Source organism: Mycobacterium sp. E3247, assembly GCF_001667785.1.
Taxonomy (GTDB): Bacteria; Actinomycetota; Actinomycetes; order Mycobacteriales; family Mycobacteriaceae; genus Mycobacterium.
This window is the reverse complement of record NZ_LZJG01000348.1, coordinates 25,230-50,517: the sequence shown is the minus strand read 5'-3', so window position 1 is coordinate 50,517 and position 25,288 is coordinate 25,230. Positions and strand designations below refer to the sequence as shown.

The following is a 25,288-nucleotide window of genomic DNA, read 5'->3' as shown; positions in this document are numbered from 1 at the left end:
CAGGAAACGACGCCGGAGGTGCCATCGGGGACTCGATCGCCGATCAATCTTCGACAAAGCTGATGGCCCGTTCCGGACAGTTGGATACCGCCGAACGTGCCTCGGCGAGATGATCGTCGTGGACCACGCCGCCGCCGACGACATGTCCGTAGCCTTGGTCGTCATCCTCGAAGAGATGCGGAGCCAAAGAGTAGCAGAGTCCGTGGCCGGTGCAGGCGACGCCGTCGAGGTTGAGCTTCATCCCTCTGCCTTGTCGAACTCCAGGTGAAGCGATTCGAGCCCGACAGTGCCATGAGGCCAGTGCACTTTGGGTGTGGTGCCGGACTTGATCCGGTAGTGCGGAATCCGCTTGTGCCACTCCTCGTACACGATGCTCAATTCCAGTCTGGCCAGATGCGAACCCAGACAGCGGTGTGGTCCCATCCCGAAGCTGATGTGCGGGTTTTCCGGCCGGTGGAAGTCGATATCGTGCGGGTTTTCGAATACGGCTGGATCCCGGTTAACGGCGCCGAGATACGTCGACACACGTGTTTCGGCACAGAGCCGCGCCGACCCGATGTGAGCCTCGGCGGAGGTCACCCTCGGGATGAACGGGGCTGGCGGATCCAGACGAAGCAGCTCTTCCACCGCGGCGGGAATCAGAGCAGGGTCGTCGATGATCTCCTGCCGCGTGTCCGCACTCTCCGCAAGCCGCTGCATTGCACAACCCAGCGTATCCGTCACGGTGTCCAGCCCGGCGAGCACGAACAAGAAGCAGAGGCCGACGGCTTCGGCATCCGTGAGGTCGTCGGGTGGTTGTTTGGCCAATATCTGGCTCAGGACGTCATCACCGCCCTTACCGCGGCGCTGGGGAATCAGTTCAGTGAAGTACGTGTACATCTCGAGCGCCTTCATGATGCCCTCTTGAGCGGCGTCGCCGTCGGCGGCGAAACCGGCCCCCGTGAGGCCGATCACTGCGTTCTTCCACTCCCAAAACTGGTCGCGCATCTCGAGCGGCAATCCGAAGAACGTGAGGAATGCCTGGATTGGGAACACCTGAGCGACCTCGCTGACGAAATCGCAATGGCCGCACCGCGCGATCGGGTCGATGAGCGCGATGAATTGACTGCGCAGTTCGGCTTCCATCGGTTTGATGACGCGCGGACTGAAGAACGGCTGCAAGATCTGACGGTAGCGCGTCTGCGTCGGCGGGTCATAGGCGATGGGCACAAGCGGCACCGGGCTCTGCAGCATGTCGAACGCTTTGGCCGAAGAGAACGGGTCGGGGTGCTTGAGCACATCTTCCGCGCCGCGACGGGTGGTCACCGCATATCCATCGGCGACGGCGATCAGCGGGGCCACTTGGGTCGCCCGCCACGCCTGATCGCGTGCGACGTCCATGGGCAGTCCGTCCGTGTCGATCTGTGGAATTGCGTCAGCGGTCGTCATGGTCCCTCATCTGCCGTCGAAGTGTGCCGTACATCACTCTGGGTGTCTTGTAGAATCTAACTCACAGTCGAAAGTGTGACAAGGCGGCTCACTTGTGAACATCCACCAATCGCTGTGTCCGGCTTACCGTCAGTCGGGCTCAGGGCCGTGCACTGCTCAGCCGAAGAAACGTCACGCCGGCACGGTGAACGAACTATGGTCTCCACGGCGACGCGCATCAGCCAGCGCTTGGCGAATGAGTTTTCCGAGTTGGCGCTCGATCCCGCTGATGTTAGCGACGTGCAGCGCCGAGGCCGAGTCAAGCGCGTTGCGTTGAACGTGAGACTCATTGCTGTTCGGTGCCGTAACTCCGACGCATACGAAGCCGACGCCCCGCAAGCGGGCTTCGCTCATGGCGTGGCGGGTGTCGCCCGAGGCCTGGGCGCCGTCGTAGCCGTCATCGTAGGGGTGCCCGTCCGAAACGAGGATGACCACCCGCTTCATTGCTTCGGTCTGACGTTCCAAGATGGCGGTGCAATGACGAACGGCACCGCCGATCCGCGTGAAGCCCGCCGGACTCAGGTGGCCGATTCGCTCGATGGTCAAGGCCGACAGGCTTTCTCGTAGACCCTTGATCGGCATCACGTGGACCATTTCGCGGCCCCAACTGCGGAACGCGTAGAAACCAACAGGCACTCCGAGCGCATCGAGCGCGGTTGTAATGCGATAGGACATCTTGAGGTGTTGGTCGAACACCGATCCGGTTTCCCCGTCCACGCGCGCCGTCGTGTCCAGCGTCGAACTGCTGACGTCCAAAAGTACCAACGCCGCGACGCCCGGTCGCTGTCGCTTCTTCCCGATGAAGGGCAGCGGCGGAGAGCCGGATCTGCTTCGGCGCCAGTATGCTAGGTCGACGACGCCATCGGTGTGCAATTGTTCACCGAATTCGTTGCGCCCGTGTGGCGCAATCTCCAGCACGTTACGAGCGAGGCTGCGTGTAAGCGCCGTCGGTGCCCTCATTACCTCGATGCGAGCGAGTGCCGTGTGGTCACGGAAGCCATCCGGATTCCATGGCTCGAGTTCGTGCACGGTAACCCAGTCGTTGCGATACCGCTTCGAACTCTCGTCCCATTCCGGATAGCGGGCGTCGCCGCTGTAATTGCCGCCGATGAATCTGTGAGCGGCCGAGGCGATGCGGCGGCCGATGTTGACTCGGCGTCCCCCGCTGGGCCGCCTGCTCGGTTTGGCCACCGGCTTTCCGCCGCCGGCTTGGGATGCCGCATCTGCAGATTTGCCACCAGAATGCTTGAACAGACTCTGGATCAGCCTGGCCATCGGGTGGTTCGGCGTCAGCGGATTACTCAGCAGATCAAGGGACTTGGCCTCGTCGCTGTTGGTGTCGGGATCGTCCGCCTCATCGGCGTTTGAGTCATTGCGTATCTTCACGTCGCCGTCGTGCTCCCGGCCTGTACGCGCTGTCGCCGCCAATACCGCACGCGCGGGTCTGAGCTGACCGAAGAATTCGGGTGCAGGAGGAATCTGGGTTCGCGCCAATGCTATCCGCATCGACTCTTCGGCTGAACTGGTCCTGGGGATGTCCGTCAGCCCAGCCGCTAATGCTGCTACAAAGGGCGGCAATCGATCCGAGGTCAGCGAGAGCGCACGCAGACCTTCCATGGCGCAGTAGCGCGTGCACGCGCCAGACCGCCCGATGAGGTGACGCAGGACCCGCGGATCAAATGATCCGGCACCGTACATCGCGGCTTGTACGACTACTTGAGCCCGGGTCAGCGTGGTGAGTCGCCCGCCGTCGACTGCGATCGTGTTTCCCGACATATGGACGCCTTCGTCTTGCCCGGTCGTGGCCTTGACACACACCAGGCGTCCCGATACCGCACGGGCCAGCATTTGCAAGCCGGCGACGGTCGGTTGATCAGTCGATGTAGGCATCGATCAGTTCAGCGATCGACCTCGTGACCGTCGCGTCGTCGGTCAGCATGGCCGCGATCGCGCTGCGTGCCGCGCGATTGAGCGAAAGTCCGTTGGCGTGCAGCCGTGCCGCCGCGATCAAGGCCCGAGTCGACACCATCTCCGACATGCTCGGCTCGTTCAGATGTCGCACTGCTTGACCTAGTCGCACCAGTGTGGCGACGGCCTCGTCCGAGGCGCCCGACTGCTCCTTCACTATTTGGTGTTCGAGTTCCGGTGGTGCGAAGTCGAGTTCCACGGCCACAAAGCGTTGACGCGTTGAGGGCTTGAGGTCCTTGAGCAACGTCTGATATCCAGGGTTGTAGGACACGATCAGCATGAATGATTCAGGGGCATCGAGTGTTTCATTGAGTCGATCAATGAACAACTGTCGCCGATGGTCTGCAAGGGAGTGAATCACCACCGTTGCGTCGACGCGGGCTTCGACGATCTCGTCGAGATAACAGATGGCACCACCACGAACCGCCGTGGTGAGCGGTCCGTCCTGCCAGACGGTGTCCGCGCCCTCGAGCAGATAACGCCCCACCAGATCTGCGGCGAGCATGTCCTCATGGCACGACACCGTGACGAGGTCCAGTCCGAGTCGACGTGCCGCACTTTCCACCAACTTCGTCTTACCGCAGCCCGTCGGACCCTTCAGCAGCACCGGCAGACGCGCTCGCCAGGCTCCCAGCAGGATGTCCAGTTCATCCCCGACGGGATGGTAGTCGTCGACGACGCCGAGTGTGAGGTTGTGATTGTTGATCACGGGACCACGTTGGGAGGAGTGAATCGTCATACGTCCTTGCTCAGGTTAAGTAGGGCAGTTGAATCGTCGTTCGGCCGCTTAGTAGGTTTCCTCAGCCCCCGAGGTATACGTCGACCCAAGTGCGGCCGTCACCGGGGATGTCACGAGGCGAGCCGGGTTGACCACCAGTCGAAATGGGCCGTCCCGCAGCGGGATCGGGACATGGATACGGTGTTTCATGCCCGCAGATCCCATTGATCAGGTGCGACGGATAGACAGCGTGGCCGTCATTGTCGATCTGCAGGCCGATCCCGATCATCACGATGTTGTAGCTCAGGTAGCAGATGTTGGTGACTGCGGCGACCGCCAAGACCTGCAGGCCGACCTTCGCTTTGTTGGACACATTGACGCGGTCGACCCCGCGCTCGACGACGGAATGGCCACGGTCGTCTAGATAGAAGCGGAGCACCATCAGCGGCGCCCAGCCAAGTCCCCCCCACACCAGCGCCTCATAGAGGGGGAACTGGTGCGACGTGCCTTCGAAGAGGGTCAGCCAGCTCACGGTGTTCGGATAGGAGATGATGTGCCCGTAGCACAGCACGGTCTCGATGACCAAGTCGGCGAGCATCATAAAACCCAAGGACCACAGAATGATGCCCAGCTTGCCCGTCTGTGGCCAGCGCCTCATGACGACCTTGCGCAGGAAACCGCAACCGATCATGCATAGCGACGCGCTCCAGATGAACCCGATGCCGATCAGGATGGTCGGCTCGGGCATGAGGTTGCCATGAGGTGACACCCAGCCGGGCATGTCGGTCGTCCACGACCCGAAGTTCATCATCAGCGACGAGTACGAGAACTGCGGCGTGACGTAGTTCAGAATCGGATCCCATTGGATCAGCAGCAGGTAGGCGACTACGAGGATGGCGTCGAAGGTGACCCGCCGCTCCCGTATGCATCGCCTGCCGACGTAGATCAGAGTTCCGATGACGGCAATGATCGTCAGCACCTGGGCGCCGATGTTCCAGGCTAGATCCCTGCCCAGGGTCGGGTTGTTGGCGCCGATCGGCGTCGGCGTTGCTCGACCACCGAGGATCCAACTCGACGCGACGTAGATCGCCAGGGTGATGAACGCCGCACCGACCGTCGCCCAAGCGACGATCGGAACCGTGGTCCGCACCCGCGGCGTCTGCTTCAGCTTGTCAATGCCAGCACTCGCCAGCGGCCCTCTTTCCAACGTCGCCATGCGCACGCCTCCTCGTGACGAGTTCAACAATGAACCCTTACTGTGAAATGTATAACGAGTTCGGCACGCTTGGAAAGCAAAATCTAAATTGTGATCGAAACTAAGAACAGACCTCCGGCGACGCCTGCGGACACGCGGCGCGGACCCCGTCACCGAGGTAGTCGTAAAGGGACCACTATCGGAGCAATCGCTGCACCGAACTCAGTCATCCATCCGGTGAGAAACCGCGGATTCGCTCATCGCGGCTAGTCGAACGTCCGCGGTTGCGCGTTCTCGGCGCTGGGCGCGTGAGCCGCGGTGGTCAGCATCTGGTCGATGTCCTCATGCGGGATGGTGCGGTCGGGATCGAATCGGCTGCAAACGCGCTGCGCCTATGATGTCGACGCCAGATCCGGCATCAGCTGTCAGCCTCCCTGCGCTCACCGCGCGGAGTCCAGCCCGTCACCGACACCGTATTGAGGTCCAGCGTTTCTCCCAGCGTCAGCGTTCCGGCCGCGGTGGCCTTGAGCCACTCGGCCATGACCTGGTCGGGCTCGCGATCCAACTCGTATATCACAAGATATCGGTGCGCAGGCGGCGGCAAAGGAGCCGGCAAGTCTTCCTCGCGCACCTTCACCTCCGAGAGGACGTAACGCTGTGCGGCTACCACTCCGGGCAGCGCGAGCACCTCGGGCACATGGCGAGTGTCGTACCACTCGTTGAAGGCGTCGTCTTGGCCTTCAACGGGATTGGTCATCACGAGGAAGAGATTCTTGGCCATCAGCACAACCCTTGGCAGCTCCGAGGTGGACACTCACGCACTATGGCAGTCCAATGTCACAGTGTCAACGCCCACTGAAGCGCGTCAGACCAGACCGCTCGACGTAGGTGCATTCCGACAATTCAGCTTGGTGAGGGAGAAGGCATCGTGGGTGTCCTTGGCGATTAACGTAACTGCCGCGTTCATCGCGGACTCCTCAACCGCCTGCACTCGCGATGCCATCACGCCCATCGCATCGCAGCGTATTGACTGATGCCAGTTAACTGCCATACTCAGGCCCATCGAATACACCGCGTGATTTCGATCCGGTGCGCACCCTGTCGACCGATCCGAGGAAGGCTGACCATGCGGTTCAGCGTCGTCCTGCCCAACAGCGTCCACGTGGCCGCGCTCACCCAGCCGTGGGAGTGTGGCCTTGCCGGCAGCGACATCGCGCACGTCGCACGTACCGCCGAGAAATTGGGCTTCGCGCGCGTATTCATCCCGGAACACTTCGTGACACCCACATCGCAGGTAGAACTGTCGGGCAATCACTACTTCGATGCCACGACAGCGCAGGCCTACATCGCCGGCGCCACATCGACGATTTCGATCGGATCGATGGTCACGATTCTGCCGTTGCACAACCCCGTCATCGCGGCGAAGTCGACCGCGACGCTGGACTGGCTTTCCGGTGGCCGTGCGCAGGTGACGGTGGGGGTAGGCTGGCTCGAAGAAGAGTACGACGCCATCGGCGTCCCCTTCCGCAGACGCGGTCGGCTCACCGATGAATACCTCGCGGCGATGTTCGAAATGTGGCACAGCGACACGCCCGCCTATAACGGCGAATTCGTCAGATTCCGCGACATCGCGTTCGGCCCAAAGCCGATTCGCAAGCCCCACCCACCGATCTGGATGGGCGGCGACGCCGAGGCCGTGCTCCGTCGAGCCGCCCGATTCGGAGATGGCTGGGCGCCGTGGCAGACCGGCCCGAGGACTTCCCGGCCAAGCTCGATTACTTGAAGTCGCAGCCTGGCTACGATGGCCGTCCGTTCGCGCTTTTCTTCAGCTTGGCTTCGCTGAATATCGGCTTGGCGCACGAAATCAACGATGACCCCCATTCGCAATTCGGTCAGAACACTCAGCAGGTCATTGACAACTGCAACATGCTCGCCGGCCTGGGCGTCACCGACACATGGGTGAATCCTCCACCGGTGGCCGACTTCAGCGCCTATCTCGATCATCTGCACTGGGTGGCCGAAGAAGTGATGCCGAAAGCAGATTGATCAAGGTTGGCAAGCCTGGCGACATGACTATCACCACGCTGGTGGTCGCCGACGTGGTCGCGAGACGGCGTGGGCTCTCGGCCCCTGATGCCGAGTGCGCGATGCCCGCCACGGTGGGGATGAGCCTGCTGGAAAGCGCTACGAGCCAGTGGCTGGCCGGAAGCGCTCGCAGTCCTTCTCGGACTTCACGTTCCGTACCGTCGATCGCGACGTCGTGACGGCCGAGGCCAACACCTGAGGCGGGATGCGGCGCCGTGGTGCGTCGCCATCGTCGTCACAGCCGCCCTTCGACGCGAAGCGCGGGATGGACCCATTCCGGCGACCGTTTCTCCTTGAACGCCGTGAAGCCCTCTCGCGCCTCGGGCCCCAGGACGCTTTGGTACATGTTGATCCGGTCGTACAGCCCCATGTAGTTGTCGAGATTGCCCTTGACCACTGCGCGCGCCTGCGGTGCGGTTCGGCAGCATTGAGCGAGTATCTCGCGCGCGGTGGTCAGCAAATCGGCGTGAGGAACGACGCGGGAAATCATCCCCCATTCGAGCGCCTCCTCGGCCGACAGTACCCGGCCGGTGAACATCAGGTCCCGCGTGCGAACCGGTCCAATGATCCGTGCGAGCATCTGACTGTAGTAGGTATCAGCAATGCCGCGGTACAACTCCGGTACGCGAAAAGTCGCACGCTCGCTCACCACCGCCATGTCACTGCACATCGCAATCTGCAATCCGCCGCCCTGCGCCAGGCCGTTGACCGCGGATACCACCGGCTTGGGCGACTGACGCAAGGCCTCGAAAGGCGTGACGTCCATTCCCAGGGCAAAAGCCAATTCCATCCAGTTGTCCTCGGCGCGGTGCCCGAGATCGCCGCCGGGGGCGAACACGTCGCCGGTGCCCGTGATCAGCAGACCGGCCAAGTTGTCGTCTGCAGCCACTCGCGAGACTGCGTAGCGAATACCGAAGTACATCGCCGCTGTCATGGCGTTGCGCGCGTGCGGACGATCCAGTGTGACTATCGCTAGCGCACCGTCGCGCTCGAACCGCAGATACGGTGTGCCCAGCCAGTCGCCGTCCGGCGGTCGAGCCTCACCTGCGCTGATTTCCTTCGTCATGGACCGTTCTTCTGCGATTGATGACATAGGACTGCCATATTAGCAGCCGCGCAGCCTGCACATGCGCAGCAGAAGCTGCTTATTTCCAGCGATATACTGATCGGTGAATCATCATCTGACAGTCATCTGCCGCGACCCTTGGGGGTGAACTCGTGGTCGCTGTCAACGGACAGTCCCGCTGAGCCCGGAGGAGCGGCCGGCCCGGATGTACTCCATTCGAACCCATCCGGCACTCGACAATCGACAGTTCTCGGTGCTCTACCACCTGGTCATGTTGACTATTGGACAGCAGCACGCGGTCATCGAGGAGATCCCAGTGCTCAATTTGGCCAGAGCGCCCAAGATTTCGTCGACAACTGCGGATAACAGAGCGGCTGCACCCAGGGGTCCACGTATCGCCAGGACGAGCTGCTCCCCATGGGCCATGCCGAGCGACTCGACGCCTGTTTCCGTGCCTCCTTAGCGGAAGTGGACTCGTGGCCCTTGATACGGATATAACTATATGCCGGATTAGCGAAGGGTTAGGAGCTGAGCACTGCGCTGCTGCTCGAGATGGCAGTCTCGGGCCGGGTCGCCCATCCCGGATCGCATCGAAATCGTCGATCATCTGCGGCCACCGAGACCGGCAAGGTGCTGCGGCGCGAGATGTCCGAGGCCTGGGCGAAAACATCAGGAGTGCAACATGATTAGGAACAGGAGCCACCTGCAGAGCCAGTCCGCAACAGCCAGGTGACCGTCGCACCGGCCATCTCTAGCCAGGGCGGAGTCGGCGTGCTCGGGGCCAGGCGAGTGAGCTCGTATGACGATGAGTGGGCAGTGTGAGCGTATTGCGAGAACCTGGCACGGTTTACGCGGTGGCTTCACACCCAGCGACTAGTTGAGGAGCGACATGACCAACACCGGCCGCCGGCCACCACACGCGGCGCTGAAGATTCCGGCGGGTGACGTCACCATGGTCGCGGATGCCTATGGTGATCCGTCGGATCCGCCAGTGGTGTTGCTGCACGGTGGTGGCCAGACCAGGCATTCCTGGGGTTCGACCGCTGCCGATCTTGGCGCCAAGAACTGGTATGCCATCACGGTCGACCTGCGTGGGCATGGCGACAGCAGCTGGTCCCCGGACGGCTACTACGGGCTGGACCGGTTCGCCAACGATGTGACCCGGGTGGGCGACTTCCTCGGCCGCCCACCGGTCTATGTGGGTGCCTCGCTAGGCGGCAATTCCTCGTTGGCGGCGATCGGGGTCCGGCCCGATCTCGCGCTCGGCTTGGTCCTGGTGGATGTGTCGCCGTTCCTGCAACCAGCGGGGACGAGCCGGATCCGCGAATTCATGGTGTCGCACGCCGAGGCCGGCTTCGGCACGCTGGAGGAGGCCGCCGATGCCGTCGCGGCCTACGTTCCTCACCGACCGCGGCCGCGCAACCTCGACGGCCTGAAAAAGAACCTGCGCTTTCGGGACGGCCGGTGGTACTGGCATTGGGACCCTGCGTTTATGGCGTCGCCGAACGATCAGGCCGTGCAGCGCGATCAGCTCATTGACCCAGCCCGGCTGGGTGCGGCGGCGCGGGACCTGCGGCTGCCGACTCTGCTGGTGCGCGGCGGCGAGTCCGATGTGCTCAGCGTCGGCGACGCAGTGCGCTTCCTAGAGTTGGTGCCGCACGCCGAGTTCGCGTCGGTTGCCGGTGCGCACCACATGGTGGCCGGTGACGACAACGCGGTCTTCGAGAACGTGCTCGACGACTTCCTCGAGCGCCGGGTGCGCTCGCGGCTCAAGCTGTTCGACACTGCACGCTGACGAGGCGAATACGGCGAGGATGTGACGGCACTGCCTGCGACGGCGGCGACCAGCATTGGCAATCGGCCACGAATGCACTCATGGGCACCCGGCACATCGACTGGTACCTCTCCCCCGTGATCACTGCACTTCCGTCACGAGAAGCGGCCAGGGAGCGGGCCATCGAGATCGCGTACGGCTACCTCGGTCTGCGCGCCCGGACCACGCTCGCAGAGACCACTCAGCTCGGAGACGAACTGATCGGGACGGCTGAGCAATGCCAGGGACGAGGCCGCAGGAAACGGCCGGCGAGCCGATGACTGAGGTTCCTGAAGCACACGCGGGCTCAAAGAATTCCCTGTAGCCCTGTCAGGGGCTTCAAGTCATGAACGCCGCCAGTCGCGCAACTCCTGGACGATCGGCTGCCAGAGCCCTTCCGAGGTGTCATATGGCGCAGCCAGGGCAACCCGGCTCAAAACGGAACCGAATCTGTCCGTCAACGCCCGCGCCACATCCGGCGGATCGGCGACAACGGCAAAGGCGTCGAGCATCTCGTCATCGATAACCTCGCCTAATTGGCTCCAGCGATCAGCCTTGATCATGGCCCGCAGTTCATCACCGATCACTTCCCAGCCGTGGGTCTGCAGGACGGGAAGGTACGCGGGGGTGGACGCGTAGAAAGCAATGCGGCTGCGCACCGCCGCATCGGCGGCCGCCCGAGCGGCCGCGGTTTCACCCGTTACGACGAACACCGCTCCACTGATCTGAAAACCATCCAGATCGTCTCGACCCGTGGCTGCCCGGCCCTCGATAAGCGCAGGCAACGTCACGGACCTGAGGTACCGCTCGGTTGTAAAGCTGTGCAGGAGAAAGCCATCGGCGACCTCCCCCGCAACACGCGACATTTTGGGGCCAACGCCTGCCAGAAGCACCGGCGGATTGCCGTGTGGGTTGGGCCCCGGATCGAAGAACGAGGTCATGAGCGTATGTCGGTAGAACTTCCCCTCATGGTCAAGTCGCTCGCCGGTTCGCCAGCTCCCCCAGATCGCCCGGATGGCGAGGACGTAGTCGCGCATCCGGTCGGCCGGAGCTGACCAGGGCATGCAGAACCGGCGGCTGATATGAGCCTTCACTTGCGAGCCCAGCCCCAGCATGAATCGACCTCGGGAGTAGAGCTGCAAGTCGTTCGCGAGCAGCGCTGTGGTCATAGGGTTGCGAGCGAACGCGACGGCGATATTGGTGCCCAGGGCAACCGTGCTTGTGTCCTGCGCGCACATCGCCAGCAGCGGAAACGGATCGTGCTTCATCTCGGGCATCCACACTCCGCGATATCCGGCCGCTTCCGCTTTCTTCGCGGCGGTCAGGGCACCGACGTCATTCGGAGCAACCAGGTCGACGTCCATGACTCTCCTTGATCGCGGGGTGGTGTTACCGGCGGGATGCTTCCAGCGCCGCACTGGCAGATTCTAGTTGTCGACAGATTCTAGGGTGCAATGGACTCCCACCGCCTCTTGTCGCATTATCGAACTTTCGGTAGATTTTGATCCACCTAGGGAAGGAATACTCGAGATGTCGTCAGCCGATCAGGGGTTCACATGTCACCCGGGCGAGCGTTATGAGATGCCCATCGTGTTCGGGCCGACGGAGCTTCCGCAGGTATCACAGTGGGGATATCTCCGAGCGCTCGACATCACCTTCGTCACCGATCCGGTCGCGGTGCGTCCACTGGTACCGGCGGAGCTCGACCTCCCGGAGCAGCCGACGGTCGTCATCAGCAGGCGCTCATTCGACCAGGTGGACTACCTCGCAGGTCACGGCTACGAAGAGCTGTGCGTCGGTATCAGCGTGACCCACAACGGCGAGGAGGGGACGACCAGAGGGAACTTCTGGCCCGTGATGTGGGTCGACCAGATTCGGCCGGTCACCGTCGGCCGCGAGTTCACGGGTTTCGCCAAGCTGGGCGCAGACTTCAGCCCGATACGAGACGATTCCGGCGACCTATCGTGGGAAATGTCGGAGTACGGAACGGTGTTGGCGCGCGGCACAATACGCAACGCGAAGCCAGTCGACGACGTCGCGCTGGACAAGATCGCGCAGGCGGGCAGCATCGGGTACGCCTTTTGTTCTCGCTACATCCCACCTATCGTCAACAGCCCCGGTGTCGACGAGGTGACTCGTTGCCAGATGCGTTCGCAGATCACTTCCGTGCAGGTGGGTGAGGCCGAACTCGAGTTGGCCTCACCCTCGTGGAAGGATGCTCCGAACGGGGCACGCGCAATGTCAGCCTTGGCTTCTCTCCCGATACTCCAACTCCGTCGGGCCATGGTCATCGAAGGATCCTCCTCCTTCGACCGCTCGACGATCACTGCTCTGCCCCGCACGCGATCGCTGAGTAGCGCGACCACCGCTGTCGCCGCGAGCGGGCCGGCGCGTTGAAGGTCAGCCTCAGCGAGGATCAGCGAGCAGTCGAAGAACTGTTCTCCGAGTTCTTCGCAAAGACTTCGGAACCGATCGTCGTCCGGCGAGCGGAGCCGCTTGGTTTCGACTCCGAGCTGTGGTCGAAGCTGTGCGCTCTGGATGCGCCGGCGATGGGGGTCGCGGCGGAGCAAGGAGGCGGCGGAGCCACCCTGGCCGACCTCGTGGTCTTGGGCGAATGCGTTGGGAGATCGGTAGCGCCCGTTCCCATCATCGAACACACGGTAGCCTTGCGCGCCCTGCCCGAGCCGTCCGCTGAACTGCTCGCCGGGGACGAGCTTGCGACGATCGCGCTGCAGTCTGCAACCGGCGGACTCGACTGGGGCCTCATTCCCGCCGGGGCGGTCGCCCGCACCGTCGTCGGCCCGTGTGACGAGGTCACGGTAGCCGTGTCTGCCGAGCCCCCCGGAGTGGCGCCGGCAAACCACGCGTGCATGCCCGTGGCCTTTCGGACCTTCGACCACGACACCGCATCGAACCTAGGCGACAAGTCGGTGTGGTCACGTGCGCTGTCGGAGTGGCAAATACTCACCGCCGCATCGCTGGTCGGCATCGCTGCGAAGAGCCTCGACACCGGAGTGGAGTACGTAAAGTCACGCGAGCAGTTCGGCCGGCCGATCGGCACGTTCCAAGCGGTACAACACGGATTGGCCGATTTGCCGGGGCTTATCGATGGCGCCCGGCTGCTCACTTTCAAAGCGGCGTGGGCCATGGACACTTCGGATTCCACCGCGCCGAGGTCCACCGATGTCGACGACAACGAGGTCAACGATCCGACATCACTTGCTTTGATGGCCTATCTCTTCGCGACCGAAGTGGCGGCCCAGGTCACCGACCGTGTGCTGCACTACCACGGCGGGTACGGGTTTGCCAACGAGTACGACATCGGTTTGTACTACCGCCGAGCGCGCGGCTGGTCGCTCGTGCTCGGCGACCCCGCTGTTCAGTACCAGCACTTGGCAGACCGATTGTTCGGGGCAGTGTCTACCGATGACACGTCGAGAAAGCGGTAGCGGCAATGGATTTCAATCTCTCCACTGAGGCGGCGGCATTCCGTCAGGAGATCAAGGACGTCATCGCCCTCACTTACACGCCAGATCGTCGCGGTGAACACCATCGCACCGGCACATTCGCCTGCCCGGCCTTGTATCAGGAGCTCGCACGGCGAGGGCTGCTCGAACGCACCGTACCTGGGCTGGGCAAGGGTGATCCGATCGAACTCTGGATCCTCTTCAACGAGCTCGAGAAGGCGACGGTGCCCTACGACGCACTTTCTGTGATGCTGATCGTTTCCGCGATGGTTAACCGGCTAGGGTCCGAGTTCCATCGAGAACGCATCCTCTCCTCGTTGCTTTCTGCGAAATCCTATGCCTGCCTTGGCTACAGCGAGCCGGGGAGCGGAAGTGACGTGGCTTCGGTGTCGACGCGCGCGATTCGCGATGGCGACCAGTGGGTGATCAACGGATCCAAGATGTGGACGACGATGGCCCACGAAGCCGATTGGATCCTGCTTCTGACGCGCACGGACCCGACCGTGTCGAAGCACCGCGGTCTCACCATGTTCGTGCTTCCCATGAACACTCCCGGCATTTCCGTGGAACCGGTGTGGACGATCGGATCCGAGCGCACCAACGCGACGTTCTTCGACGATGTCCGCGTGGGCGATGAATGGGTCCTCGGAGGCGTTAACGAGGGTTGGGCGGCGATGGGCGTCGGGTTGTCGTTCGAGCGCGGTGTCGTCGGCGAGACGAACGGCGGTGTTGCGCTGTTGCGGCATTTTCGGCAGTGGGCCGAAGACACCGGTGCGGTGCGCGACCCCGCCATACGACAGCAGATGGCCCAGACCGCTATGGACAATGAAGTCGCGAAGCTGCTGACACAGCGGTCGGCGTGGCTGGCGGCGAGCGGTGAGTTGCCCGTAGTCGAAGGTGCGATGACCAAGCTCTTTGCGACCACGGCATATCAAAAGGCTGCCCATTGGTTCCAACAGCGCGCCGGAGCGGCGGGTCTGCTTCGGTTTGGCGAGGCTGGCGCAGCCGCGGATGGTTGGATCGAGTACGAGGGCCGCCATGCACCACTTTGCACGATCCGCGGGGGCACTACCGAGATCAACCGCAACATCGTGGCGGAGCGTCATCTTGGACTTCCGAAATGCGTCTGACTAAATTGCCTTCGACGCCTTGGCTGTTGGTCCGACGGCCCGGCCTGCAACCGAACGAGGGTAGCCATGTTTCGCCACGGTCGGCGTCCAGGCGACGGGTTGGCGAACCGGGCGCGGCCCGCGGGTTCGTCAGCGCTAGCGGGCTGGCATTCGCAGGCCCGCGTCGAGCCGCACCACTTCACCGTTGAGCATCGGGTTCTGCGTGATATGCACGACGAGCTGGCCGAATTCGCTCGGCCTTCCGAAACGTTTGGGATGGGGTATTACCCGGGTCATCGCGCCGAGTGCCTCGTCGGGCAGGACGCCGAGTAATGGCGTTTCGAAGAGTCCCGGCGCGATAGCCATCACGCGAATGGCATGACTCGCCAGATCACGGGCCAACGGCAGCGTCATCGCCGCGACGCCTCCCTTCGAGGCAGAATAGGCGACCTGGCCAATCTGCCCGTCGTAGGCGGCGATCGATGCGGTATTCACGATGACACCCCGCTCTTCGGCGTCGAGCGGGGTGGTCGTCATCCGGGCGACCGCAGACCGGATGACATTGAACGTGCCGATCAAGTTGACGCCGATCACCCTGGCGAAATCCGCCGTCGGGTGTGCGCCTTCTCTGCCGAGCACGCGACGAGAGATACCGACCCCGGCGCAATTCACGACTATCCGCAAGTCGCCGGCCGACTGCGCAAGGTCGAGTGCCGCTTCGACAGTGGATTCGTCGCATACATCCGTTGGCGCGAACAGAACGTCATCGCCGAGGTCGGCCGCAACCGCTCGACCGGCCGAAGACGGCAGATCGGCGATGACGACTGTCGCGCCACTGTCTCGCAACGCTGCGGCGGCTGCAAGCCCCAGGCCGGAAGCGGCCCCGGTGACCAACGCTACGGAATCATCCATCCGCACCGCTTACCCCTTCCCGAACAACGCCTACTTTCGACTAGCGAATAGAATACAGGCCCACCCTGCTACTTACGCTATCGTGCACGACGTCCCGATGCCGAGCGACACGGAAGCGGCTCGGACCCACCGCACGCGTCGACGACGACCGGAGAAATGCGCCGTTTCTCGTATACTCGGGCGGTGACAACGAAGAGCCGGACCAGGGTGCCATTCGCGAAGTCAGCACGAACGCGCGCACGGATCCTCGATTCCGCCGCACGGGTGTTCAGCCAGAACGGGTACGCCGGCACGCGCCTCACCGACATCGCGGAGGCCGCCGATGTCAAACAAGGCAGCCTGTACTACTACTTCGACTCGAAGGACACGCTAGTCGCAGAGATGCTGCGCGTCGGACTCGAGAAGACGCACGAACACGTCGTCTCGGCCGTCGAAGCCCTGGGCCCCGAAGCCTCGGCGACCGCGCGTCTTGGCGCCGCGATTCATGCGCACGCCGAGGCCGTGATCGAGGCCGTCGACTACACGGCAGCCAATGCACGCATCCTCGGCCAGCTTCCCGACGAGCTGCGCAAGCGTCACATCCGCGTCGACCAACGGCCCTACGGCAAGCTCTGGGACGGACTCCTCAGCGACGCGCGCGACGCTGGCGAAATTCGAGACGACCTCGACCTGCAGACCCTGAGGCTCCTCATTATGGGATCGCTGAACTGGACCGTCGAATGGCCCGACCGCGCCAAGCGATCCCCTGAAAAGGTTGCCGGCCTTCTCATCTCAGCACTGTTCGACGGGATCACCATCCGGGATCATGCGGTCCAGGTGCAGGCCGGCGCCTAGGGCCTTCGTTCGGGCCGCGCACTGCCGAGGAAGTCGGCGCGCTTCTACACAAAGTGTTCGGCGATGCTCTCGGATACGTCGGCCGCGCCGGGCGCCCCGAGGAGATCGCACCGATGATCGCGCTGCTGGGCTCGCGACTCAACTCTTTCACCACAGGGGCAGATCTCAACGTGGATGGCGGCTCGGATTTTCGATGAGTGGCACGGACTACCGCAACCTCCATTGCGGCTTGCCGGCTCCACCGCGAGTCACCTTCACGGTCTCCACGCCGTTGGCTAGCTGCGTGTAGTGCACACCATTGCGGATGGCATCGGTACGTCCGACGTCGAGTGAGTCCCAGATCGCCTTGACCGTTCCCTGCACCGCCAGGGGCTCGTTGGCCGCGATTTGGTGAGCGATCTCGTCGGCACGTGGCCAAAGCTCCTCACGCTCGGTGACCTCCGATACCAAGCCCATTTGCATGGCACGGCTGGCCGACATTCGCTCGTTTAGACCCATGAGCGCGATCCGCAGCACTTCACCCAGCGGCATCCGGGCGGCGAGCCCCACAGGCTCAAGCACGGCAGCAAGCCCGTAAGTCACATGCGGATCGAAGAACGTCGCATCGTGGGAGCTGATGATGATGTCCGCCTCATTGAGCAAATAGAACGCGCCACCCGCCGCCATTCCATGGACTGCGCAGATCACCGGCTTCCACACCTGATTAGCCTTGGGGGACAGATAACTGCTGGGATCCTCGCGGCTCCACAGATTGGGCCGTGACACCATCTCCAGCGTGTCGTCCGTGTCTACGCCCGTGCAGAAAGCGCGCTCACCAGCCGCTCGCACCACGACGGCGTGCACCTCGTCATCGAGCCGGACATGCCGCCAGACTTGCGAGAAATCCTCGCACATACGCTGATTGAAGGCGTTTAGCCGGTCGGGTCGATTGAGCGTGATGGTCGCAACATGACCGTCGAACTCGTAGAGCAGCGTTTCCAGTTCCATCATCGCCCCTTCGAAACGGTCGGCTGACCACCGGTGGCACAAGTTATGCGGTCGATATCTTGCCACCCCTGAGTTATCGAATCAGAAACAGATTCTAGCCCATCGTGAGGCTTCATTCGGGCGGCAGACCGTGACACCAAATGGTTCTCATTGCGGGTAGGCGCGAAAGGGATCCGTCATCTCGCCCGCACGTGGCCGCCCGCGGATGCCCCCTAGACTCGCTTGCCTTCCGCGGTACCCCGCGTACCCGAGGCTTACGGTCGAATGGCCATCACTTAAGCAGCCTTTCGTTATGACGCCCAGGGCATCTCGGGATCGGCGACCATCACCAGCGGCTGGTAACCACGCTTGCCCAACTCCTTGGCGATCTCGGCGTAGGTCGCGGCGGTCCACCCCGCCGGCGAACGTAACACGACACCGTCCGCGAGATCGAGGTGATGGATGTCGAAGACCAAACCGGCCAACCCACGCGCCGTACCCGCGTAGGACAGCCCGTCTCCCGTCGCATCAGTCCCGTTACGCATCCGACGGCACGCCGTGGTGTTGTCGACCTCGACACATGCGTTGACGGCCAACAAGATCGGACGAGGCAGACGTCCGCGTTGGTGCCGCACCGCGCGCTCCTCACGAACCCGCTTCTGGGCTTGCCGAAGGTCGGTGGCCGCCACGATTGTGGCCGGACGCAGGAAAATCCGGCCCCCAGAGCCGGGCAGCGAACTTCTCCGGCTCTTCGCCGAGTTCGCAATTGCGGCACGCTCGGCCTCAGAGACCATTAGCGCCACACGGAAACGACGAGCAGCATGCACGATGGTGGAGCTGTCCGCCGAACTCGCGGTTGACGAAGTCATCGGATGCGCCCTTCGACGAAGTTCAGGGCCAACGCAGCTTCGAGATCCAGTGCGCTTGCCGCATCACCTTGCTAAGGTTAGAATCTACTCGAATATAGAAAGTTTTTCAATGGCAGGCTCTCAGAGGTCAAGGACCGTAACATTTCAGGTCGCGGTGGCGCCCGGATGCTGACCGCCGGCGATCCCAGGCGCGTACACCCCACGGGCCGTGGTAGGTGTCTGCCAACGCGGCGGTGACCTACGCCGATAACCCTGTCCGGTCGGCGAGCTCACGCACCATGGCCATCCGGGCATGCGACACGACATCATGGCCGCCGGCCGAGACTTTCACCCGCGATGGATGCCACCGCGACATTCTTCACCTGCGAAGTGCCTTATCGTCAGGATCTTTGAACCGTAGAGCAGTGCAATTATCCCTTGCAGGACGGGCACTTTCGCTTGTCTACACCCCCCGGGCACCTACACCGATCCAGGAAAATTCGAGTGAGCAGGACCGCGTCCGCTGGTTTGAATGGTCGTGGGCCCTTCCTTTGAGAATGGATAGGGCGGTGGTGCAACACGACTCGCGGTCACACCACCGCCCCACCGCGTCCTTTTCTCGCGCTGGCAGGCGCGGCTGGGTCAGCGCCCGAGATAAACGTCGACCCAAGTCCGTCCGTTGCCCGGCACGTCGCTCGGCGATGCCGGCTTGCCGCCCGTAGGTATCGACATACCGGTCCCCGGAGTGGTGCACTTGTTCTGCGGGCCGCACAGCGAGTTGGTCAGGTGCGACGGGTAGACCGCCGAGGCATCATTGTCGTTTTGCAGGCTGATGCCGATCATGACGATGTTGTAGCTCACGTAGCAGATGTTGGTCACCGCGCCCAGCGCGAGAATCTGCAGGAGGACCTTCGTCTTGTAGGACACGTTGAGGCGATCAACGCCGCGCTCCACGACCGAGTGACCACGGTCGTCCAGGTAGAACCGGAGCACCATGAGGGGCGCCCACCCGAGCCCTCCCCATACGAGCGCTTCGTAGATTGGGAACTGATGAGATGTCCCCTGCCACAACGTCAGCCAACCCACGGTGTTGAAGTAGGCGATGTTGTGACCGAAGCACAGAACGCTCTCGATGAGGATGTCCATGACAGCCATGAAGCCGACCGACCACAGGATGATGCCGAGCTTGCCGGTCTCCGGCCACCGCCTCATGACGACTTTGCGCAGGAATCCGCACCCGAGCATGCACAGCGCTGCACTCCACATGAACCCGATGCCGATCGCGGCGGTCGGCTCAGGCATCAGGTTGGCCCCCGGCGACACCCAGCCCGGCACGTCGGTCGTCCACGAGCCGAAGTTGATCATCAACGAGGTGTAGGAGAACGTCGGCACCACGTAGTTGAGCACCGGATCCCATTGGACGAGCATCACATAGGCGATCATGAGCATCAGATCGAAAGTGACGCGCCGTTCCCTGATGCATCTGCGGATCACGAAGAAGAGCGCGATGCCGACGGCGACGAGGGCTGCCACCTGGGCGCCGATATTGAACGCGATCTCGCCGCTCGTCGGCTCGTCCTTGCCGAGCGGGGTGGGTGTGGCGCGACCGCCGAAGATCCAACTCGCCGCAATATATGCCGCAAGCACCATGAATAAAGCGCCGATCGTCGCCCACACAAGGATGGGGGTTGACGTCCGCACCCGCGGCGCTTTCTTGAGTCTGTCCATGCCGCTGAGCTGCGGCTCGACATCCAATGTGGTCACGAGCACCTCCCTGTGATTAGTTAAACAAATAACTCTGAATGTGAAATGTAACGCAGACGCAAACCGATTGGAAGCCAGAATCGAAGCGTGAACCGAAAAGCAGCAGGCATCTGCGGACTGCGCTGGCCCGATCTCGGGCACGTCGCCGGCCCGAGGGCGGCGCGCAGGACGCGCGCGGGCGCAACCTGATTGAAAAAGACACCGCCAGCGGCTTGCGGCTGTGTGCGGGCATGTTCGCCGAACGTGTTGACGCGGGCGAGCCAATTCGCAAGAGCTGCGGATCCCGGCGGCGTTCGACGCGGTCTCGGATAAGTCAAGTTGCTCCGCGTCAACAACGGCCAATCGAGTGGCGACGCTGTCGTCCCTCCGCTTGCCTCACCACCTAGCTACAGCTAGAATCTACTCGTCTATAGAAAATGGCAATGGCAGGCTCCCCGAGGTCGAGGATCGTAACAATGCAGGTCGCTGTCCAGCACGAGCTCATCGAGCGCTTCCGCAAGCTCGCTGAGGCGAAGTCCACACAACTGAGCGATGGCCCGCGGACGTTGCCCGCCGGCGAGTACACATCGAGCGAACAGCTGGAGCAGGAACGCGAAATCCTGTTCAGGCGTCACCCGGTGGTGGTAGCGCTCACTGCAGACGTTCCGCATTCCGGGGCCGTCTTGGCGACGCATATCGATGGTGTGCCGCTGCTGGTGACTCGCGCCAAAGACGGGCGCGCCAGGGTATTCATCAATGCGTGCCGGCATCGGGGTGCGCCGGTCGTCGAGCCCGACTGCCGTAGAACGGGTGCGCGAAATCTGAGCTGCCCGTTCCATGCGTGGTTGTACGCGCTGGACGGCAAGCTGATGCGCAGACCGATAGCCCAGGATTACTTCAACGGTGAGTCGTCCAATCTGACGGAGGTCTCCTCCGACGAGGCGCACGGTCTGATTCTGGCTCGGCTCGACGGAGGCCCTGTGGACGCCAATGCCTACCTGGGGCGGTTGAGCGAGGATCTGGACAGTTTTGGGCTGGCCAACTTCCATCACGTGGAGACACGCAAGGCAATTCAAGACTCCAACTGGAAGATGATCGTCGACACCTTCCTCGAGACATATCACGTCTTTTCGCTGCACAACTCTTCGATCTCGCGGCTCTACCACTCGCACCCCCAGCTGTTCGACGCCTTCGATCAGCACTGCCGCAGCATCGGCGTCCGAAAATCGATTGATGACATCGGCGAGGACCGGAGCACCTGGCAGTTTCCCCCGCATGCCACGATTCACTACGTCGTCTTTCCCAATACTCTCGTCGTGCATCAGCTCGACCATTTCGAGGTATGGCGGATCTTCCCTCACGACACGCCGGGCAGCTCGGTGGTGGAAACGAGCATCTATGCACCGGAACCGCCCAATGACGACACGATCAAGAAGTGGATTCTCAATCTCGACATCCTGATGCAAGTCACCGGTCAGGAAGACTTTCCGATGTGTAAGAAGATCCAGTCGGGGTTGAACAGCGGTAGTGTCGATTCGCTGGTGTTCGGCCAGAACGAACTGGGGTTGATCCATTTCCACGAACAGATTGCCGAAGCCTTGTGCAAAGTGAATTCTGGTTCGAGCCGCTGACGCCCGTCAGCTTCTTGCGTCGCGCCGCCACCATCTACGGCGACAACACGGCCGTCGTCGACGGTGAACGCACGTTCAGCTATCGCGAGCTGCTCGACCGCAGTACGCGGCTGGCCGGGGCGCTCATCGACCTCGCCGGCGGAAAAGCTGTGGCGATTCTTGCGCCGAACAGCCACGCGTTGCTCGAAGCGCACTACGGCGTGCCGTGGTCCGGCTCACCTTTGCTCACGCTCAACATCCGGCTGTCTGCGCCTGAGCTCGCCTGGATCATCGACCATGCGGAAGCGGCCGTCCTCATCTACGACAGTTCACTGTCGACACTGGCCCACGCGGTATCGGACATCGCCGACTCGCGGATGAAACTGGTGTGTTGCGGCGGGGAGAATGACGAATACGAACAGCTGCTCGCCGAGGCGGAGCCTCGAATCCAGCCGATCACGGACGAGAACGCCTTGCTCTCGCTCAACTACACCAGTGGCACAACCGGCAAGCCCAAGGGCGTCATGTATCACCACCGCGGGGCATACCTGCAGTCTGTCGCGATGGCCACGCAGATGCACCTGGAGAACAACTCGAAGATGTTGTGGACATTGCCGATGTTCCACTGCCATGGGTGGTGCTTCACATGGGCCGTCACCGCTGCGGGCGGGGCCCACATCTGCTTGCGATCGGTCGATCACACCGAAATTTGGCGCCTGATCGACGACGAGGGGGTCACTCATCTCAATGGCGCGCCCGTGGTCCTGAACTCGATCGCGTACGGCGATGCGGCCCATGGGCTCGTCCCTCCGCGCAATCTACTCATCGGTACCGGTGGAGCACCCCCGACGCCCACCATCCTGGCGCGACTCGCAGCGCTCAACATGGACATCGTGCACCTTTACGGTCTCACCGAAACCTATGGGCCGGTCGTCATCTGCGAGTGGCAGCGATCGTGGGATTCATACGACGCACCGCGGCGCGCGCGACTCAAAGCCCGGCAGGGGGTGTGCAACATCGTCTCGCAACCCGTCCGGGTCCTTGATGCGAATGGTGATGACGTACCGAAGGACGGGCGAACCATGGGCGAGGTCGCCATCCGCGGAAACAATGTGATGGCGGGCTATTTCAAAGACCCCGGGGCAACTGAAGCTGCCGTGCCCGACGGGTGGTTCCGCACCGGAGATCTCGGCGTACTCCACGAAGACGGTTATCTCGAACTTCGCGATCGCAGCAAGGACATCATCATATCCGGCGGCGAGAACATCTCCTCGATCGAAGTGGAAAACGCGATCGCCTCGCACGAGTCGGTGCTCGAGGTCGCCGTCGTCGCAGTGCCCGACGATCGTTGGGGCGAAGTTCCGGTTGCACACATCACCCTGCATCCGGGAGCAACCGCGGACCAGGCCGACATCGAAAGACACGTCCGAGAGCAACTCGGTGGGTTCAAGGTGCCCAAGCGAATAGTGTTCGAGGCGCTGCCGAAGACTGGCACCGGCAAGGTGCAGAAATTCGCACTGCGAGAACAGTGGCGTCAGAAGCTGCAGTCGCCTGATTTAACAGTCTAATTGGCTACCGGCACCGGCGGGCTCGTCACCGGCGCCATGTGCTGTGCCGCCACGATCGAAAAGTAGGGAGCGTCCATGCCCAACGACCTCATCTCACGGCGCGACGTCGAATTCTTGCTCTACGAGTGGCTGGGTGTGGACGAGCTGCCGAAGCGTGAGCGCTACTCCGACCACAGCAGGGAGACATTCGACGGGGTCCTCGACCTCTGCGAGCAACTCGCCGAGAAGTACTTCGCACCGCACAACAAGCTCAATGACACCAGGGAACCGACCTTTGATGGACGTCACGTCCACGTCAACCCCGAGGTGAAGCGAGCGCTCGATGCATTCGCGGCCGCCGACCTCATCGGCATGAGCATGGATTACGAACTCGGCGGCGCGCAGTTACCGGTCACCGTGGCAAACGCTGGCTTCGCCTGGTTTCACGCCGCCAATGTCAGTACCGCAGCCTATCTAATGCTCACCATGGCCAATGCGAACTTGCTGGCCACATATGGGAGCACGCGTGACCATGAGCTCTTCGTCAAACCTATGCTCGCCGGCCGGTTTTCGGGCACCATGTGTCTGTCCGAGCCGCAAGCTGGGTCGTCGCTCGCCGACGTCAGCACCCGCGCCGAACCCACCGATGATGGCCACTACCGACTTTTCGGCAGCAAGATGTGGATCTCTGGCGGTGAGCACGAGATGACCGAGAACATCGTGCATCTGGTCCTCGCGCGCATCGCCGGGTCGCCGGCGGGGGTGAAAGGGCTTTCCTTGTTCATCGTGCCCAAGTTCCTGGTCGACGACGATGCCGCGATCGGAGAACGAAACGACGTCTCCCTTGGTGGACTCAATCACAAGATGGGATACCGCGGCACAACGAACACCGTCTTGAACTTCGGCGAGGGTGCCCATCGCCCGTGGGGTTCAGCAGGTGCGGTGGGGTACCTGGTTGGCCGACCCAACGCCGGTATCTCATACATGTTCCACATGATGAACGAGGCGCGGCTTGGCGTCGGCATCGGCGCCGTTGCACTGGGTTACACAGGCTACCTCAAGTCCGTGCGATACGCGAGTGAGCGGTTGCAGGGCCGCGTTCCGGGGCGCAAATCCGCGCAGGACCGGCCAGTGCCGATCATCGAGCATGCCGACGTCCGGCGAATGCTGCTAGCTCAAAAGGCCTATGTCGAAGGCGCTTTGGCCCTCGCGCTGTATTGCGGATACTTGATCGACACCCGTGCCAGCCGTGCGGACAACAAAGAGGCTGAAGAAGCGGAGCTGCTCCTGGACGTGCTGACTCCGATTGCCAAGAGCTGGCCCTCGCAATGGTGCGTAGCGGCCAACGATCTCGCGATCCAGGTACACGGAGGTTACGGATATACCCGCGACTACGACGTGGAGCAGCACTACCGCGATAACCGCTTGAATCCGATCCATGAGGGCACACACGGCATTCAGAGCCTCGACCTGCTCGGCCGCAAAGTGACTCAGCACGACGGCGCAAGCCTGGCCTTGGTGTCCGACCGTATCGGTAAGGCGATTGACGGTGCGACCGCGCTGGGCGGGGAGCTCGGGCACCTCGCCGATCAGCTGGCTCAGCGGTGGGTCCGTCTCGTCGAAATAACGACGAAACTGGTCGGCGAATCCGATCGCGAACTGGCGCTGGCCAACAGCGCGATCTATCTCGAGGCGTTCGGCCATTTGGTGATTGCGTGGATGTGGCTCGAGCTGTTGATCACCAGCGCGCCGAAGAACACTGACTTTCACGCTGGCAAGGTGCAGGCCGGCAGGTTCTTCTTCCGTTACGAACTGCCCCGCGTCGATCCCCAGCTCAATCTGCTCGAAACCCTCGACAGCACGACCGTCGACATGAAGGCGGAATGGTTTTAAAACGCGTCCGGTCGACATTTCGCCGGCGAAAGCTGGCCTGGGCGCGC

General features: G+C 62.5%; 21 protein-coding genes and 3 pseudogenes. 11 read left to right on the top strand and 13 right to left on the bottom strand.

Annotated features, from left to right (window positions below; translation table 11 throughout):
- Window positions 1-43: 43 nt before the first annotated feature.
- The 7 genes and pseudogenes from A9X04_RS19215 to A9X04_RS19190 form a co-directional block, all read right to left on the bottom strand.
- Entirely contained in the window at window positions 44-241 is a 198-nt protein-coding gene (locus A9X04_RS19215) for a ferredoxin (RefSeq protein WP_067923870.1), read from the bottom strand.
- Window positions 238-1,428 (bottom strand): cytochrome P450, encoded by a 1,191-nt coding sequence (locus tag A9X04_RS19210; protein ID WP_067923867.1) that lies wholly within the window; start codon window positions 1,426-1,428, stop codon window positions 238-240. Before A9X04_RS19210 ends, A9X04_RS19215 begins: the two co-directional genes overlap by 4 nt.
- Before the next feature lie 171 nt (window positions 1,429-1,599).
- Window positions 1,600-3,315 carry a VWA domain-containing protein gene (locus tag A9X04_RS19205; protein WP_369807570.1) on the bottom strand — a complete coding sequence of 572 codons (1,716 nt, stop codon included), beginning with the start codon at window positions 3,313-3,315 and terminating at the stop codon, window positions 1,600-1,602.
- 25 nt (window positions 3,316-3,340) lie between these two features.
- Window positions 3,341-4,141, bottom strand: a complete 801-nt coding sequence (locus A9X04_RS19200) for a CbbQ/NirQ/NorQ/GpvN family protein (protein WP_067923969.1) — start codon at window positions 4,139-4,141, stop codon at window positions 3,341-3,343.
- 94 nt (window positions 4,142-4,235) lie between these two features.
- Complete coding sequence (locus A9X04_RS19195) at window positions 4,236-5,522, bottom strand: spirocyclase AveC family protein (RefSeq protein ID WP_156764424.1); 1,287 nt, start codon at window positions 5,520-5,522, stop codon at window positions 4,236-4,238.
- A gap of 92 nt (window positions 5,523-5,614) precedes the next feature.
- Window positions 5,615-5,716 (bottom strand): annotated as a pseudogene (locus tag A9X04_RS32380) (nitroreductase family protein); the annotation flags it as partial.
- 50 nt (window positions 5,717-5,766) lie between these two features.
- Window positions 5,767-6,129: a DUF4286 family protein gene (locus tag A9X04_RS19190; RefSeq protein WP_067923967.1), complete on the bottom strand. Its 363-nt coding sequence runs from the start codon at window positions 6,127-6,129 to the stop codon at window positions 5,767-5,769.
- Between the two features lie 345 nt (window positions 6,130-6,474).
- Here A9X04_RS19190 and A9X04_RS19180 point away from each other — a divergent pair.
- Window positions 6,475-7,394 (top strand): annotated as a pseudogene (locus A9X04_RS19180) (TIGR03619 family F420-dependent LLM class oxidoreductase).
- A gap of 274 nt (window positions 7,395-7,668) precedes the next feature.
- On the opposite strand, the gene A9X04_RS19175 reads toward A9X04_RS19180, so the two are convergent.
- A complete protein-coding gene (locus tag A9X04_RS19175; protein WP_197509236.1) occupies window positions 7,669-8,499 on the bottom strand; it encodes an enoyl-CoA hydratase/isomerase family protein in 831 nt (276 codons plus the stop codon).
- Window positions 8,500-9,388: 889 nt separating this feature from the next.
- Here A9X04_RS19175 and A9X04_RS19170 point away from each other — a divergent pair.
- Both A9X04_RS19170 and A9X04_RS19165 read left to right on the top strand, forming a co-directional pair.
- Window positions 9,389-10,294: an alpha/beta fold hydrolase gene (locus tag A9X04_RS19170; protein WP_067923854.1), complete on the top strand. Its 906-nt coding sequence runs from the start codon at window positions 9,389-9,391 to the stop codon at window positions 10,292-10,294.
- A gap of 80 nt (window positions 10,295-10,374) precedes the next feature.
- On the top strand, window positions 10,375-10,593 hold the full coding sequence (locus A9X04_RS19165; protein WP_067923852.1) for a hypothetical protein: 219 nt from the start codon (window positions 10,375-10,377) through the stop codon (window positions 10,591-10,593).
- 63 nt (window positions 10,594-10,656) lie between these two features.
- Here A9X04_RS19165 and A9X04_RS19160 read toward each other — a convergent pair whose 3' ends face one another.
- A complete protein-coding gene (locus A9X04_RS19160) occupies window positions 10,657-11,676 on the bottom strand; it encodes a TIGR03617 family F420-dependent LLM class oxidoreductase (RefSeq protein WP_067923849.1) in 1,020 nt (339 codons plus the stop codon).
- Between the two features lie 166 nt (window positions 11,677-11,842).
- On the opposite strand from A9X04_RS19160, the gene A9X04_RS19155 reads away from it, so the two are divergent.
- Genes A9X04_RS19155 through A9X04_RS19145 form a run of 3 tightly spaced genes read left to right on the top strand, consistent with a single transcriptional unit; the run spans window position 11,843 to window position 14,909 of the window.
- On the top strand, window positions 11,843-12,709 hold the full coding sequence (locus A9X04_RS19155; RefSeq protein ID WP_067923846.1) for an acetoacetate decarboxylase family protein: 867 nt from the start codon (window positions 11,843-11,845) through the stop codon (window positions 12,707-12,709).
- Window positions 12,706-13,761, top strand: coding sequence for an acyl-CoA dehydrogenase family protein (locus tag A9X04_RS19150; RefSeq protein ID WP_067923843.1), 1,056 nt, complete (start codon window positions 12,706-12,708; stop codon window positions 13,759-13,761). Before A9X04_RS19155 ends, A9X04_RS19150 begins: the two co-directional genes overlap by 4 nt.
- A gap of 5 nt (window positions 13,762-13,766) precedes the next feature.
- A complete protein-coding gene (locus A9X04_RS19145; RefSeq protein WP_067923840.1) occupies window positions 13,767-14,909 on the top strand; it encodes an acyl-CoA dehydrogenase family protein in 1,143 nt (380 codons plus the stop codon).
- Window positions 14,910-15,044: 135 nt separating this feature from the next.
- Here the strand turns inward: A9X04_RS19145 and A9X04_RS19140 are convergent, their stop codons facing one another.
- Entirely contained in the window at window positions 15,045-15,806 is a 762-nt protein-coding gene (locus A9X04_RS19140; protein ID WP_067923837.1) for an SDR family NAD(P)-dependent oxidoreductase, read from the bottom strand.
- Between the two features lie 177 nt (window positions 15,807-15,983).
- On the opposite strand from A9X04_RS19140, the gene A9X04_RS19135 reads away from it, so the two are divergent.
- Together A9X04_RS19135 and A9X04_RS30535 are read left to right on the top strand one after the other, a co-directional pair.
- Window positions 15,984-16,634, top strand: a complete 651-nt coding sequence (locus tag A9X04_RS19135) for a TetR/AcrR family transcriptional regulator (RefSeq protein ID WP_067923963.1) — start codon at window positions 15,984-15,986, stop codon at window positions 16,632-16,634.
- A 77-nt stretch (window positions 16,635-16,711) separates the two neighbouring features.
- Window positions 16,712-16,831 (top strand): annotated as a pseudogene (locus tag A9X04_RS30535) (SDR family oxidoreductase); the annotation flags it as partial.
- Between the two features lie 10 nt (window positions 16,832-16,841).
- Here A9X04_RS30535 and A9X04_RS19130 read toward each other — a convergent pair.
- From A9X04_RS19130 to A9X04_RS19120, 3 genes are all read right to left on the bottom strand, one after another.
- Window positions 16,842-17,621 carry an enoyl-CoA hydratase/isomerase family protein gene (locus A9X04_RS19130; RefSeq protein ID WP_156764427.1) on the bottom strand — a complete coding sequence of 260 codons (780 nt, stop codon included), beginning with the start codon at window positions 17,619-17,621 and terminating at the stop codon, window positions 16,842-16,844.
- 290 nt (window positions 17,622-17,911) lie between these two features.
- Window positions 17,912-18,289: a hypothetical protein gene (locus A9X04_RS19125; protein ID WP_067923834.1), complete on the bottom strand. Its 378-nt coding sequence runs from the start codon at window positions 18,287-18,289 to the stop codon at window positions 17,912-17,914.
- A gap of 801 nt (window positions 18,290-19,090) precedes the next feature.
- A complete protein-coding gene (locus A9X04_RS19120) occupies window positions 19,091-20,353 on the bottom strand; it encodes a spirocyclase AveC family protein (protein WP_156764422.1) in 1,263 nt (420 codons plus the stop codon).
- 314 nt (window positions 20,354-20,667) lie between these two features.
- On the opposite strand from A9X04_RS19120, the gene A9X04_RS19115 reads away from it, so the two are divergent.
- The 3 genes from A9X04_RS19115 (at window position 20,668) to A9X04_RS19105 (ending at window position 25,241) form a co-directional block, all read left to right on the top strand.
- Window positions 20,668-21,822 carry an aromatic ring-hydroxylating dioxygenase subunit alpha gene (locus A9X04_RS19115; protein WP_067923830.1) on the top strand — a complete coding sequence of 385 codons (1,155 nt, stop codon included), beginning with the start codon at window positions 20,668-20,670 and terminating at the stop codon, window positions 21,820-21,822.
- Window positions 21,792-23,369, top strand: a complete 1,578-nt coding sequence (locus A9X04_RS19110; protein WP_067923827.1) for an AMP-binding protein — start codon at window positions 21,792-21,794, stop codon at window positions 23,367-23,369. Before A9X04_RS19115 ends, A9X04_RS19110 begins: the two co-directional genes overlap by 31 nt.
- 75 nt (window positions 23,370-23,444) lie before the next feature.
- Entirely contained in the window at window positions 23,445-25,241 is a 1,797-nt protein-coding gene (locus tag A9X04_RS19105) for an acyl-CoA dehydrogenase (RefSeq protein ID WP_067923824.1), read from the top strand.
- Window positions 25,242-25,288: the final 47 nt, after the last annotated feature.

Coding starts and splice junctions, on each gene's coding strand:
- A9X04_RS19215 (WP_067923870.1), bottom strand. CDS start 241: ATGAAGCTCAACCTCGACGGCGTCGCCTGCACCGGCCACGGACTCTGC.
- A9X04_RS19210 (WP_067923867.1), bottom strand. CDS start 1,428: ATGACGACCGCTGACGCAATTCCACAGATCGACACGGACGGACTGCCC.
- A9X04_RS19205 (WP_369807570.1), bottom strand. CDS start 3,315: ATGCTGGCCCGTGCGGTATCGGGACGCCTGGTGTGTGTCAAGGCCACG.
- A9X04_RS19190 (WP_067923967.1), bottom strand. CDS start 6,129: ATGGCCAAGAATCTCTTCCTCGTGATGACCAATCCCGTTGAAGGCCAA.
- A9X04_RS19175 (WP_197509236.1), bottom strand. CDS start 8,499: ATGACGAAGGAAATCAGCGCAGGTGAGGCTCGACCGCCGGACGGCGAC.
- A9X04_RS19170 (WP_067923854.1), top strand. CDS start 9,389: ATGACCAACACCGGCCGCCGGCCACCACACGCGGCGCTGAAGATTCCG.
- A9X04_RS19165 (WP_067923852.1), top strand. CDS start 10,375: ATGGGCACCCGGCACATCGACTGGTACCTCTCCCCCGTGATCACTGCA.
- A9X04_RS19160 (WP_067923849.1), bottom strand. CDS start 11,676: ATGGACGTCGACCTGGTTGCTCCGAATGACGTCGGTGCCCTGACCGCC.
- A9X04_RS19155 (WP_067923846.1), top strand. CDS start 11,843: ATGTCGTCAGCCGATCAGGGGTTCACATGTCACCCGGGCGAGCGTTAT.
- A9X04_RS19145 (WP_067923840.1), top strand. CDS start 13,767: ATGGATTTCAATCTCTCCACTGAGGCGGCGGCATTCCGTCAGGAGATC.
- A9X04_RS19130 (WP_156764427.1), bottom strand. CDS start 17,621: ATGGAACTGGAAACGCTGCTCTACGAGTTCGACGGTCATGTTGCGACC.
- A9X04_RS19115 (WP_067923830.1), top strand. CDS start 20,668: ATGCAGGTCGCTGTCCAGCACGAGCTCATCGAGCGCTTCCGCAAGCTC.
- A9X04_RS19105 (WP_067923824.1), top strand. CDS start 23,445: ATGCCCAACGACCTCATCTCACGGCGCGACGTCGAATTCTTGCTCTAC.